The sequence below is a fragment of the Exiguobacterium sp. Leaf196 genome (assembly GCF_001423965.1).
Taxonomy (GTDB): domain Bacteria; phylum Bacillota; class Bacilli; order Exiguobacteriales; family Exiguobacteriaceae; genus Exiguobacterium_A.
This window is the reverse complement of record NZ_LMPV01000001.1, coordinates 156620-169497: the sequence shown is the minus strand read 5'-3', so window position 1 is coordinate 169497 and position 12878 is coordinate 156620. Positions and strand designations below refer to the sequence as shown.

11 protein-coding genes are annotated in these 12878 nt (G+C 44.8%); 9 read left to right on the top strand and 2 right to left on the bottom strand.

Annotation, left to right across the window (positions count from 1 at the left end):
- Positions 1-27: 27 nt before the first annotated feature.
- On the bottom strand, positions 28-1284 hold the full coding sequence (locus ASG02_RS00930) for an extracellular solute-binding protein (protein ID WP_035409778.1): 1257 nt from the start codon (positions 1282-1284) through the stop codon (positions 28-30).
- Positions 1285-1739: 455 nt separating this feature from the next.
- Here ASG02_RS00930 and ASG02_RS00925 point away from each other — a divergent pair, with 455 nt between their 5' ends.
- Together ASG02_RS00925 and ASG02_RS00920 are read left to right on the top strand one after the other, a co-directional pair.
- Positions 1740-3527, top strand: coding sequence for a glycoside hydrolase family 13 protein (locus ASG02_RS00925; RefSeq protein ID WP_056060031.1), 1788 nt, complete (start codon positions 1740-1742; stop codon positions 3525-3527).
- A 143-nt stretch (positions 3528-3670) separates the two neighbouring features.
- On the top strand, positions 3671-4822 hold the full coding sequence (locus ASG02_RS00920; protein WP_056060028.1) for a cation:proton antiporter: 1152 nt from the start codon (positions 3671-3673) through the stop codon (positions 4820-4822).
- Positions 4823-4879: 57 nt separating this feature from the next.
- Here ASG02_RS00920 and ASG02_RS00915 read toward each other — a convergent pair whose 3' ends face one another.
- Positions 4880-5653, bottom strand: coding sequence for an enoyl-CoA hydratase/isomerase family protein (locus ASG02_RS00915; RefSeq protein WP_056060026.1), 774 nt, complete (start codon positions 5651-5653; stop codon positions 4880-4882).
- A gap of 194 nt (positions 5654-5847) precedes the next feature.
- Here ASG02_RS00915 and ASG02_RS00910 point away from each other — a divergent pair, with 194 nt between their 5' ends.
- The 7 genes from ASG02_RS00910 (at position 5848) to ASG02_RS00880 (ending at position 12548) form a co-directional block, all read left to right on the top strand.
- A complete protein-coding gene (locus ASG02_RS00910) occupies positions 5848-7230 on the top strand; it encodes an MATE family efflux transporter (protein WP_035398439.1) in 1383 nt (460 codons plus the stop codon).
- On the top strand, positions 7190-7657 hold the full coding sequence (locus tag ASG02_RS00905; protein ID WP_056060024.1) for an aminoacyl-tRNA deacylase: 468 nt from the start codon (positions 7190-7192) through the stop codon (positions 7655-7657). Before ASG02_RS00910 ends, ASG02_RS00905 begins: the two co-directional genes overlap by 41 nt.
- A gap of 21 nt (positions 7658-7678) precedes the next feature.
- Positions 7679-8425, top strand: a complete 747-nt coding sequence (gene pssA / locus ASG02_RS00900; RefSeq protein WP_174316042.1) for a CDP-diacylglycerol--serine O-phosphatidyltransferase — start codon at positions 7679-7681, stop codon at positions 8423-8425.
- Between the two features lie 136 nt (positions 8426-8561).
- Complete coding sequence (locus ASG02_RS00895; protein ID WP_035409339.1) at positions 8562-9317, top strand: carotenoid biosynthesis protein; 756 nt, start codon at positions 8562-8564, stop codon at positions 9315-9317.
- Positions 9286-9987: a lysophospholipid acyltransferase family protein gene (locus ASG02_RS00890; RefSeq protein ID WP_056060020.1), complete on the top strand. Its 702-nt coding sequence runs from the start codon at positions 9286-9288 to the stop codon at positions 9985-9987. The genes ASG02_RS00895 and ASG02_RS00890 overlap by 32 nt, the downstream gene beginning before the upstream one ends.
- On the top strand, positions 9984-11060 hold the full coding sequence (locus ASG02_RS00885) for a glycosyltransferase family 2 protein (protein ID WP_056060018.1): 1077 nt from the start codon (positions 9984-9986) through the stop codon (positions 11058-11060). The genes ASG02_RS00890 and ASG02_RS00885 overlap by 4 nt, the downstream gene beginning before the upstream one ends.
- A 15-nt stretch (positions 11061-11075) precedes the next feature.
- Positions 11076-12548 carry an NAD(P)/FAD-dependent oxidoreductase gene (locus tag ASG02_RS00880; protein WP_035409346.1) on the top strand — a complete coding sequence of 491 codons (1473 nt, stop codon included), beginning with the start codon at positions 11076-11078 and terminating at the stop codon, positions 12546-12548.
- Positions 12549-12878: the final 330 nt, after the last annotated feature.

Genomic DNA, 12878 nt, shown 5'->3' with positions numbered 1-12878 from the left:
TCATGGATTCATGCGTTCCACTTACGCTTATTGATTGTTTGCTTCGATTTGTTGCTTGATTTGTTTGACAGCATCATCTGCTGATTTTTGTGCGTCTTGTTTGTTCGTTGCAACAAGTTGAAGTGCTGCTGCCATCGGCTCCCAAACTTGACCCATTTCAGCGATGTTCGGCATAGGTACACCGTTTTTCGCTTGCGCGAAGACTGCTGCTGCGACTTCATTGTCCTTGATTGTTGCATCTTCTTGAAGTTCAGTGACTGGTGGGATCTCGTTGTATTTCTCGAACATTGCTTTCGCGTTATCTTTACCAGTGAGAGAAGCCAAGAACTTTTCAGCCCACTCAGCATTTTCTGAGTATGCTGAAATTGCGTATGTTTTTACACCAACGAAAGTTTTGATCGGTTCACCGTTTGGAAGTTTTGGAAGTTCCGAAGCTCCAAGGTTGATACCTTTTTCCTTATAACTTGCAACAGCCCATGGTCCGTTCATGACAGCTGCGGCTTTTTTATCACCGAAGAGTTGGTCCATGGCTTGACCACCGCCACCACCGATGAGACCTTTCGGGAAGAGACCCTCTTTATACCATTTACCGATGTAATCCATTCCTTCGACGGCACCTTTATTGTTCAAGCCGATATCTGCTGGATCCAATTTGCCACCATTGTCTTTGAAGACATAACCGCCGTATCCACCGATTGGACCGTATGCGAAGTAGAAGTTGTCCCACAGAGCAAGGAATCCGTACTTACCATCTTTTTTCTTTTCAGTAGACAGTTTGTATAAGTCATCCATCGAAGTTGGTGCTTCTTTTAGTTCATCTTTATTGAAAAGGAGGATTGGTGTTTCAATGGCTTTCGGATATCCGTAGACTTTCCCGTCAAACGTTACTGCTGATTTTGCAGTATCGAGGAACGGCTCAAGTGCTTTTTCTCCGTCTTTAAGTTCAGCAATCAACCCTTGGTCAACGACTGTACCAATTTGATCGTGAGGAAGAAGCATGATGTCTGGTCCTTTACCTGCTGGTCCATCAAGTGCTACTTTCTTTTGCTGATCCGTCATTTTGACTTCTTTGACTTCGACTTTCACGCCTTCTTTTTCTTCGAACGCTTTAGCTGCCGCTTTTGTCGTTTCAGCTTTGTCTGTATCTTCCCAGACGACGATTTTAGATGGTTTTTTACTGCCTGATTCTGAAGATGAAGAATCAGAATCTGATCCACCGCCACATGCTGCAAGTGCACCCATTGCCATGACAGATACAGAAAGACCTGCTACGAATTTTTTCATTTCCATGATTGAAATTTCCTCCCCAAGTTAACTTATGAATGATACGTTTTAATGCACAGCGTTTGCATAAAGGCACAACCATTTTCCCATGATAACAACCAAATGGTTGTAAGCGTTTTATGAAAACGTTTGCATCACCTTTACATTTTTATTATACAATCTAAAATCCTTTTGACAAGACCTTTTAATCAATTATTTTCTTACATTTCAAAAACTTTTTATTTCTGATTTCATTATTTGAATCAAATGCTAGGTTGGATAAGCAAACAAAAAGAAAACGTTTTCATTTTTATCGTTTGCACAACATGATGCAAACGATTGCATCATACTCTCGACTTTTATCAGGAATCCTTGATTTCATGGGATTGCAATTGACTTTAAGAAAGCGCTTTACTATTCTTAGGTCGAAGATATAATCAATACGATGCAAGCGATTGCGTTAAGGAGTGACTGCCATGTTCAAAGAAGCTGTGTTTCACCGTGCGATGTCTCCCTTCGTCTATAAGTATGACGAGCGAACAATCCACATCCGTTTACAAACAAAAAAAAATGACGTTGATCGCGTCGATTTGATTTGGGGCGATCCGTATGATTGGCATACTGAAAACCCAGATGCCGCCGACTGGAACTTCGATCCCTCGAAATCAAACTACTGGAATACATTCGAAACGCCGATGAAGCGTAGTGGCTCTGATGAACTATATGATTATTGGTTCATTGATGTCGTTCCACCCTTCCGTCGTCTACGATATGGTTTCCGTCTCCATGACGGTGCGACAAGCCAAATCTTTACAGAGCGTGGATGGTTCGACGAAAAACCACTTGATGACACTGGATATTATTTCTGCGTTCCTTTCCTTAATGCAGTCGACGTATTTACTGCACCAGATTGGGTCCAGGATACGGTTTGGTATCAAATCTTCCCAGACCGCTTCGCAAATGGCGATACGACGAACGATCCGGCTGGTACACTTCCATGGAACAGCACGGCACCAACGACGACGAATCTCTTCGGTGGAGATTTCCAGGGTGTCATCGATCATATCGACTACCTTGTTGAGCTCGGTATTACTGGCATTTACTTCTGTCCGATCTTCTTGGCGAAATCGAATCATAAATACGATACGATTGATTACTTAGAAATTGATCCACAGTTCGGCACTAAAGAAAAATTCAAGGAAATGGTTGATTTGTTACATGCACATGGTATTCGCATCATGCTAGATGCCGTCTTTAATCACGCTGGCTTCCACCATAAAGCCTTTGCTGATATCCGTGAACATGGTAGTCATTCGACATATAAGGAATGGTTCCACTTGCGCGATTTCCCACTCGTGACCGAACCGCTACCGAACTACGATACATTTGCTTTCGTACCTGAGATGCCGAAATTCAATACCGAGAACGATGAAGTAAAGTCATACTTACTCCATGTCGCCCGCTATTGGGTCGAGGAATTCGGAATCGATGGCTGGCGACTCGACGTCGCCAACGAGGTCGATCACGCATTTTGGCGTGATTTCCGTCAAGTCGTCAAGGAAGTCAACCCTGACACGTATATCCTTGGTGAAATTTGGCATGACTCACAGGAATGGTTGCTCGGTGACCAGTTTGACGCCGTCATGAACTATCCATTTACGAATGCCGCTTTGAATTTCTTTGCTTTAGATAAGACTAAAGCAACTTCGTATGCGAACGATATGTCGCATGTATTGTTCTCAAACACGATGAATGTCAATGAAGTGACCTTTAATTTAATCGGTTCACACGATACACCACGTGCGTTGACGCGTGCTGGCAATAACAAACAAAAGCTTCGTCTTCTCTTGTTATCGATGTTGACGTTCTCGGGTAGTCCCGTCATCTATTATGGTGATGAAATCGGTCTCGATGGCGATCAAGATCCAGGCTGTCGGAAATGCATGCCATGGGATCCAGAGGAGCAGGATCAGGAGTTATTCGCCTATACGCGACACTTGTTACAGCTTCGAAAGCAGCATAAGACGCTTGCGAACCAAGGTCACATTTCTTTCGTTCATGCGAATGATGAGACGAATACGATCATCATGCGTCGCATGAGCTCGGAAGGATTGTATTATATCTACTTCAACAATTCAGATGTTCCTGTTTCGCTGACCGCTCCACAAGCTGGTCGAGGACTTGATTTATTGACGAACACGCACCAGCAGACACTCGATGTCTCACTCCCTGCGTATTCGGGAACCATCATTCAAGTGTTATAAAGAATGAAAATGTCTGTACATCTGTCTTCTACTATAGAAGCGCATGTACAGGCATTTTTCTGTCTTTACCTTCTATTTCATAGAAACACGTTAATCAATACTCATGGATTAGGGTATAGGGTACAGAAAGGAGGGCATCCTCCATGGAAATTTTCTTTTATGCCGGTCTCATCCTTATCGGCTTATTTACGATCAGTTATTTGAGTGAGCGATTCCATGTTCCAAGTATTTTAGCTTTCATCTTGATTGGTATCATCCTTGGATTCTACTACGATCCTCCAGAGGAGCTGAAACTTGGAGGGGAAGCGGGCATCATCGTCTTATTCTTTTTACTCGGTCTAAAATTTTCAGTAGCGGACTTGCTGATTCAGCTCCGTTCGATTTGGAAAGCAGGTATCATTGATATCATTCTCTCCTTTGGTGGTACGATTCTGTTGACCTTATCGTTCGGTTTTTCCATCGCCGAATCGTTTTTGATCGGTTGTGTCTTGTATGCGACAAGCTCTTCGATTTCTGCTCGATTGCTCGACCGCGAACCGGACAAACATCAGGACGTGAATCGCTTCGTGCTGTCCTTACTCGTCTTCGAAGATTTGATGGCACCGATCCTACTGACGACGGCCCCGTTCGTTTTAGGGACTGAGACGTTCTCGGTTGCCAAAATCAGCATCATCTTTCTCGGCTTCGCTTTCTTTTTCATCGCTTTAGTCATCATGACGTTGTTCATAAGAAGACGGAAACGACTCGTCGATTCACTCTATCGTCATCCTGATGCCGGCATCGGAATCATCGGCTTGATCTTATTATTTTCCGGAATCGGCATCTTGTTCGGATTGTCAGAAGTACTCGGTGCCTTCATCATCGGCATTCTATTAACTGAACTGGATGAGACGCGCTATCTTAAACGATTGGTCACGCCGTTCCAAGACTTATTGTTGCCCCTGTTCTTTATCACATTCGGAATGTCATTTGAATTGACTGATGGATTACCGATTGATCTGTTTTTTGTTGCACTTGTTATTTGGGGAGTCGTCTCGAAATTTTTAGTCGGCTACTTCGGCGGAAGGTCTTTTGGTCTATCGAATTATCATGCAATCGAATCTGGCTTCTGTCTTGGTCCACGCGGTGAATTTTCGATTCTCTTCATAACGCTCGCTAGTGGCGCTTTCGTGACATTGACTGGGATATACATCTTTGTTTCTGCTTTTCTCGGAATTCTACTATTCCGTATCTCTACGGGATTAACGAATCGCACCCATGCGACCGCACGAAAAATCAAAAAGAAATTGAAATAAAAAAGACGTCGGCGCATCGTGCGTCTCCGACGTCTTTCTTCTATAGATAACCTCGATTCATCGTCCGACAAAAACAGGGCGTTTTTTTTCGATGAAGGACTCAACCGCGTGACGGTGATCTTCTGTTTTTCCAGCACGTGACTGGTAGATGATTTCTTGAGCGAGCATTTCCTCCAAATTATTTTCATAACTCGCTGCTTGCAGCTGCTTAATGTACCCGATCACTTTCGTCGGACGATTCGCTAGCTGACGAGCAAAAGCTGTGACCTCTTCTCCAAATTTCTCTGATTCGATGCTTCGTGTCGCAAGATTGAGCGAAACGGCTTCGTCTGCTGATATCGTATCACCGAGTAACGCAAGCTCCGTTGCTTTTGCTGCACCGATTAGCCGAGGTAAGAAATACGGAGCCCCTGCATCCGGGACAAGACCGATATTGATGAATCCGAGCGACAATTTCGCTTCCGCGTGGACGAGCCGGAAATCGCAGGCAAGCGTCAATGATAAACCGGCACCTGCCGCTACACCATTGATGGCAGCAATCGTCGGTTTTTTCGATTTAGCGATTGCCCGAACGACAGGATGGTAATACTGCTTTAGATATTCACCATGGTCGAGCTCAGGAGAGACAGTTTTTAAGTCTTGTCCTGCGCAAAAACCGCGTCCTTCACCAGTCAAGACGATGACTCGTACTTCTTCATCTTGATTTGCTTCTTCTAAAGCGTCTGCGAGTTCTTCTAATAAATTCGAGGTTAATGCATTCAATTGTTTCGGTCGAGCGAGCGTTAACGTCGCAATCTGATCCTTGACGACATAATTCAGTTCTCGTTTCATCGGATTCCCCTACCTTTTAAAAATGAATGATTGTTCATTATGATGTATTCGTGATATTTTATGAAAATCCTTTTAAATCTCTATTTTTTCGATGAAAGACAAAAAACCCACTTTCATTATGAAAATTGAAGGCGTATAGTTTCAAAAAGATAAAGAAACACTATTCGTTTTATGAAACAAAGGGGATTTATTTTATGAAAACAGTCAAGCAACCAAGCTTATTCCACATTACGTGGCCATTATTCATTGAAATCGCACTGCATATGAGTCTCGGAATCATTGCAACGTTGATTTTAAGTTATTACTCGGATAGCGCTGCTGCGGCAGTCGGCGTATCCAATCAAATTTTGAATATCTTCATCATTTTATTCAATATCACATCGGTCGGTGCAACGATCATCATTGGTCAGTATCTTGGTGCAAGAAAGACACAAAATGCTCGCCAAACTGCTCGATCCGCTTTTGCAATTAACTTGTATACCGGTCTCATCGTTTCTCTGACCGTCGTCTTGTTCGGAAGACAACTTCTTGGATTTTTCTCATTAGAAGGAGAGACCCTCGTTTATGGCGAAACGTTCATTAAGATCGTTGGTTTGTTCCTTTTCTTAGAAGCCATCTCACTGACACTGGGTGCGATTCTTCGGAGCCATGGATTCACTAAAAATGCTATGTACGTCACGCTACTCATGAATTTCGTTAGTGCTTTTGGTAACGTCATCGCTGTTCTTGGACTCTTCGGCATTCCCGTTCTCGGTGTTGCTGGTGTCGCTTGGTCGATCGTCATCGCCCGGACAATCGCTGTCCTTGTGTTGTTCTTTGTCGTTTACCGCAAACTTTCTTTACGTTTTACAGTAAAAGACTTGATTCATTTCAATCGTGAGGATGTGAAACGAATCATGAACATCGGAATCCCATCTGCTGGTGAAGGGATCTCGTATCAATTCTCACAACTCATCATCACAGGATTCATCGCAACGATTGGTGAAGCAGCGTTGTCTGCTCGTGTTTATGTATCAAACATCACGATGCTTTGTTTCCTATTTACGCTTGCCATCGCTCAAGGAACTCAATTACTCGTCGCACGCCAAGTTGGTGCTCAACAATTTGAACAAGCATACGGACGTGCTGTGAAAACATTGAAGATCGCTGTTTTCGCAAGCTTCATCTCAGCTGTCGCTCTTGCTTCATTCGGTTCATCGATTCTATCAGCATTCACATCGAGTCCTGAAATCATTGCAATCGGTATCCCACTACTCTGGGCAAGTGTCATTCTTGAACCAGGTCGCGCAATGAACATCGTACTGATGGGAACTCTTAAATCGGCAGGAGATGTTCGTTTCCCTGTCGCCATCGGTATTCTATCGATGTGGGGAATCGCGGTCGTCCTCAGTTATACACTTGGTCTTGGTTTCGGTCTCGGTTTACTTGGAATCTGGATTGCCTTCTCTGCTGACGAATGGTTCCGTGGCATTTTCGCCATGAAACGTTGGCACGGACGGAAATGGGTTCAATACTCACTCGTCAAAGGAGAAACACATGAGCAAAACGAACGTCGAGAGGCTTCTGAAGCAGTCTAAGATTGACTTCGAATCCCTCACTTATCCTGTTGATCTTGATGATTTATCTGCTGAAGCCGCCGCTAGAAAGATTAATTACCCCCTTTCGACCATTTTTAAAACCCTTGTTTTGAAAATGGTCGAAAATAAATATGTCTTCGTCGTCATTTCGGGGGAAGAAGAACTCTCTCTAAAGGCAGCGGCTAAAGCATTGCATTCGAAAAAAGTCGCGCTTGTTCCGATGAAGGAGTTAGAATTCCTGACTGGCTATATTCGAGGTGGTGTCTCTGCCATCGGTGCTAAGAAGAATTTTCCGGTTCTTTTATCGGATCGTGCTATCCATGAACCATTCATCATCATATCCGCTGGAAAACGTGGACATCAAGTTCGATTGAATCCTCATGATTTTTTATCTTTCACTCAGGGGATTCTCTTTACGAACGGCTGAATTCCATCTCCTAATTATGGTATGATGAGTAGTATCGATGAAGTGGCAGGAGGAATCATTTTGTGGAAAGATCGTGTTCGTAATTCAATACCCAACCTATTTACGTTCGGAAATCTGTATTGTGGTTTTTTAGCTATCGTCATGGCAGCAAAAGGTGATTTTCAAAATGCCACCTTACTAATCGTCATCGCGATGATGCTTGATAGTCTGGACGGACGTCTTGCTCGGATGCTTGGTGTAGCAGGCGACTTCGGAAAAGAACTGGACTCATTAGCAGATATCGTGACATTCGGTGTCGCACCTGCAATGATGGCCTACTATACGTATTTCTATGAATTCGGAGAAGTTGGTTTACTAATCTCTGCTCTGTTCCCGTTGTTCGGCGCATTCCGTCTTGCCCGGTTTAATTTATCGGCAACGAATGTGGCATCTGCTTATTTTTCAGGTGTACCGATTACAGCGGCAGGTGGTATTTTGGCTGTCGTCACGTTGTTTAGCGGACGAATGAACGACTTGATGGTCCCACTCGTCTTTACAGGTCTTGCCTTCTTGATGGTCAGTCGTGTCAAGATTCCAAGCTTTAAAGACATTCCCGTTCCGCGCCATACGTTCGTCATCACCTTTACGTTGCTGTACGTGACGTATGTCATGATTGCGCGTAGCAATGAGTGGTCGACGTTTTGGTTCGTTGCTGTTCCGTTGTATATCGCGTTTCTCCTTTTCTCATTTATCAAAAAGAAGAAGCAAAAACAACATTCAAACGGATGATGATAGGAAGTGGTTCGGTTTCTCTTGCGAGAAGCCGGACCACTTTTTTTATAAGACCGCTTCTCCCTCGCTCGTTTTCAAGATATATGGGTATACTTATGACAGAAGCTATTTTGGAAATGGAGGAATGTCACGCATGGAGCAGTTTCATAAACGTCTTTGGATTTTCTTTTCGATTTGGTTCGCCATTGGCTTGATCTTAGTCGGTTTTTCGTTACTTCCCCCTTGGCTCGAGTGGGCCAATGCCGTCTTTTTATTCGCTTCCGGCTTATACGCAGCTCTCTATTTTTGGCATGTCTTACCGAAGGGACGTCTTGTCATCCCCTTCATCTTTTTTGGTTCGATCATCATTGAGTCGATTGGGGTCCATACCGGTTGGCCGTTCGGAACATATCGTTACGAGTCGGATTTCGGTGTCCAGTTATTAGGTGTGCCGATTACGATTGGGGCTGCATGGTTGTCGGTCATGGGTGCGAGTCTCGCTTTCTCCCGTTTGTTCTCATTTCGCTATAGTACACTGATTCTCGTTCCATTGTTTGCCGTTTGGCTCGATTTAGCGATCGATCCTGTTGCTGCTAACGTGAAATCGTATTGGCTTTGGCAAGACGGTGGCTGGTATTACGATATTCCGACACAGAATTTCTTCGGGTGGTATGGAACGGCGCTCGTCTTTTCCTTTTTCATCAATCGCTATCAAGTCAAAGCGACGGATGCCGCACTCGAACAAAACAATCAGTATCTCTTTTTGATGTTGCACACTTTATTCGGTGTAACAGCAGGAGTTGCTGGTCTCTATGGCGTCACTTTGGTCAGCTTAAGTGCGTTCATCGTCTATTTCATTGTGAAACGAGGGGTTATCGTTGAAAGAAGCAAACAAAAGCAAATTAGCTGAATCCGTATTTCATGCGTATGTTGATCATGCTTTGATCCGACGTCATTTCCATCGTGTCTTATATCGAGCAGACGATCTACCCGTCCCAGGACTCATGCTTGCTACGCATAGTTCTTGGTGGGATGGCATGATTCTCTTTCATTTAGATCAAACCTGTTTCCGTCATGATCCGTATGTCATGATTGACCAGGCAGGACTCGCCCGTTTTCCATTCTTCTCCCGTCTCGGAGCTTTCTCTGTCGACCGGACATCGTTCTCTGATATCAAAAAAAGCCTTCAATATGCAAAAGCACGACTCCAAAACGGTAGCAGCGTCTGGATGTTTCCTCAAGGTGAGGAACGGCATCAAGAAGAACGACCGATGCACTTAGCAAGTGGAGCAACGCAATTAATGCGTCATGCGGATACCGTGTCTCTCGTCGCCTTCTACTATTCGTACGGACATGAACAGCAACCGGATGTCTATGTAAGGACGCGTCGCTTTTATCCATTGTCTGACGAACGATCCAGTGTCCAAGTAAAACGTCTGACAGTAGAGCTAACAGCACTATATGACGACATACGAGCAGATGCGATGGCAGAGCGTGTTGATTTGTATCGCTGTATCTCAAAACGAAGGGAACCACTCCCTGCGCGAACGGAGCGCTGGTTACGGGCACTTCGGTCATGAGTTGGTTCTTTTTTTTCCTCGCTCTAGCTGTCTGTCTCTACACATGGGTCAATTTAGCTTTTTTACCTCGATTAACGGATGCCGTTCAACCAGATAGTCTAGCAATCTGCATCCCGTTACGTAACGAGGAGCGCAATGTACGAAAATTATTAGACGCACTGGAACCCGCTTTGACATCAGGTATGCACGTCTACTTATATGAAGATCGTTCGACCGATCGGACGCGTGAGTTATTGCTCGATCGGATTGGTCAAGACAATCGTTTTACGGTGATTGATGGTCTTCCCTTACCAGTAGGCTGGGCAGGAAAGGTCCATGCGTGTCATCAACTCGCGAGACGAACGACAGAGGACTATCTATTATTTCTCGATGCTGATGTGACACTGACACCTGATGCAATTTGTCGCTTATACGGAACGTTACGAACAGAACGAGCCGTTTTCCTTTCTGGTTTTCCGTCATTTCCTGTACCGACGTTTCTCGGGAAGTGTTTGATTCCGATACAACATGTTCTTATCGCACAGCATCTTCCGATTCCGTTTCGCAAGGTGAAACATCCGGCTTTTGCCGCTGCGAACGGAATGGTCGTCCTCGTCGAACGACATGCTTACGAACAAGTCGGTGGACATGACAGCATTCGAACGGCTCTTGTAGACGACCTAGAGCTTTGTCGTACATTTAAACGACATGGATGGACAACGACACTTGTCGAAGTCGCCCCAGTTGTTTCTTGCGACATGTACGCCACGAATGAAGAGGTCTGGCAAGGTTTTCTAAAGAATGTCTTTCGTGGGATGAACGATTCCTACGTCGTCGGATCATACTTTCTACTCTTTTACTTGATTCAAGCAAGTGTCCTACCTTATCTCATCCTTCACCCATCCTGGCAGATGGGTGGCGCACTGATTCTTCTTTACTTAGCAAGATTCCGGATCGATCGTGCGGCACAAATCCGACATGTTTGGTGGCTTCATCCACTGGCGGTACTCCTTTATGTCATCTTGCTAGCCAGTGCGATGATTCGAAGCTTTAGGAAACGGGAAATCACATGGAAGGGTCGAACCTATTCATAAGGAGGAATCAATAGTATGAAACATATAGCTGTCATCGGAGCCGGTCTTGGTGGACTCAGCGCCGCCATTTCATTAGCGGCAAAAGGGTTTCGTGTCACTGTCGTCGAGCGTAATGCACATATTGGCGGCAAGATGATGCCGATCGTCACAGAAGGACATCGCTTCGACTTCGGACCGAATACGATCACAATGCCGGAAGTCTTTCAGTCTGTCATTCTCGAGTCCGGAGCAGATCCCGATGAATACTTTACATTTACGAAACTCGAGCGCCATACGATCAATCACTTTTCAGACGGACGCACGTTAACCTTTTCGTCTGGGCGAGAAGCGATGCGAACAGAAGTAGATCGTTTCACGAACGGTCAGTTGGCGAAAAACGATATTACCGGTTACCAAGAGGAAGTCGCGAAGTTGCATACGATCGCCAAACGACAATTTTTCACAAATATCGATTCATATGTCCGCCCTTCCCTTTGGCGTGACATGCTAAAAGTGCATCCCTTTCAAAGTCTCCATGGACTGCATAAACACTACTTTAAGGATAAAGAGTTAATTCAGGCACTTGATCGTTATGCGACATATATCGGGAGCAGTCCGTATCAAACACCTGCTACCTTCAGTTTAATCGCTCATTTAGAACTAAATGACGGCGTCTACTTCACGAATGGCGGCAATACAGCAATCGCAGAAGGATTCGCTCGACGTGCAAAAGAACTCGGTGTCGTCTTCCGGCTTGGAGATGAGGTGACCCAGATCGAAGTCGTCGACGGACAAGCAACGGAAATCGAATTGAATCATTTAGAGTATCTACCCGTCGACTTCGTCGTCATGAACGGTGATTTGTTGACACAATATCCACGTCTGATCTCAGAAACCGCACGACCTGATTTTAAAAATCCGACGCCTGCTCAAGTCGAACCGTCCATTTCTGCCTATGTCCGTTGCATCGGTCTCTCACGGCGAATCGAAGGACTGGCTCATCATAACGTCTTCTTCTCTTCAGATTACGAAGCAGAGTTCAAAGCACTTTTTGATGAAAAACGTTATGCGGAGGAACCGACGATCTATATCTCCAATTCTTCCGTCACAGCCCCAGAAATGGGACAAGCGGGTGACAATCTGTTTGTACTCGTCAACGCGCCTGCGACAGATACTGGACATGCGATTGATTTTGATACGTATGATCAACTGATCAATCAACGGTTGCAGTCGTTTGGAATTGATATTTCATCAGATGTCGTCTACGAACAACGGGTCACACCACAGGATATCGAACAAACCTTCTTTGCTTATCACGGCTCGTTGTATGGCTTGTCATCCAATGGCATCCGGTCGTCTTTCCTCCGTCCGAGCAACCGTTCAAAGAATGTTCACAATTTGTTTTTTGCTGGTGGATCAACGCATCCTGGTGGTGGTAGTCCAATGGTGACGCTTTCAGGAAAACTAGCAAGTGAACGAATCGTCTCTGCTGTCGCCGCTACCCTGTGAACGTTATGTGAATTGCATATCAATCACTTGTACGGACAACTAAGATTTGATACGATTACTTCGAGTTCAAGAGGTAGTGATTGACCCCACATCCTCAATCAAGCGCAAGGTGACTTCCCCGAGTCAAGAGCGTTGAAGAACTTACTTTTTCTAACCAGCGAAATCAAATGGGACCCACCCATTTCATCACGTGACTCATCGTGTGTCCATTCGCATGACTTACGACGTTCCCCCTTAGATCGTCTCATCCGAATGGTCCACAGATAGCTCGATAAAGAAAAGACCATCCCCGTGGTCGAAACAGACCTATCTCGTAGTCCAGATGTTCGC

Bases quoted from the DNA above. Each gene is read 5' to 3' on its own strand.
- ASG02_RS00930 (WP_035409778.1), bottom strand. From the start codon at position 1,284: ATGAAAAAATTCGTAGCAGGTCTTTCTGTATCTGTCATGGCAATGGGT.
- ASG02_RS00925 (WP_056060031.1), top strand. From the start codon at position 1,740: ATGTTCAAAGAAGCTGTGTTTCACCGTGCGATGTCTCCCTTCGTCTAT.
- ASG02_RS00920 (WP_056060028.1), top strand. From the start codon at position 3,671: ATGGAAATTTTCTTTTATGCCGGTCTCATCCTTATCGGCTTATTTACG.
- ASG02_RS00915 (WP_056060026.1), bottom strand. From the start codon at position 5,653: ATGAAACGAGAACTGAATTATGTCGTCAAGGATCAGATTGCGACGTTA.
- ASG02_RS00910 (WP_035398439.1), top strand. From the start codon at position 5,848: ATGAAAACAGTCAAGCAACCAAGCTTATTCCACATTACGTGGCCATTA.
- ASG02_RS00905 (WP_056060024.1), top strand. From the start codon at position 7,190: ATGAGCAAAACGAACGTCGAGAGGCTTCTGAAGCAGTCTAAGATTGAC.
- pssA (WP_174316042.1), top strand. From the start codon at position 7,679: ATGATGAGTAGTATCGATGAAGTGGCAGGAGGAATCATTTTGTGGAAA.
- ASG02_RS00895 (WP_035409339.1), top strand. From the start codon at position 8,562: ATGGAGCAGTTTCATAAACGTCTTTGGATTTTCTTTTCGATTTGGTTC.
- ASG02_RS00885 (WP_056060018.1), top strand. From the start codon at position 9,984: ATGAGTTGGTTCTTTTTTTTCCTCGCTCTAGCTGTCTGTCTCTACACA.
- ASG02_RS00880 (WP_035409346.1), top strand. From the start codon at position 11,076: ATGAAACATATAGCTGTCATCGGAGCCGGTCTTGGTGGACTCAGCGCC.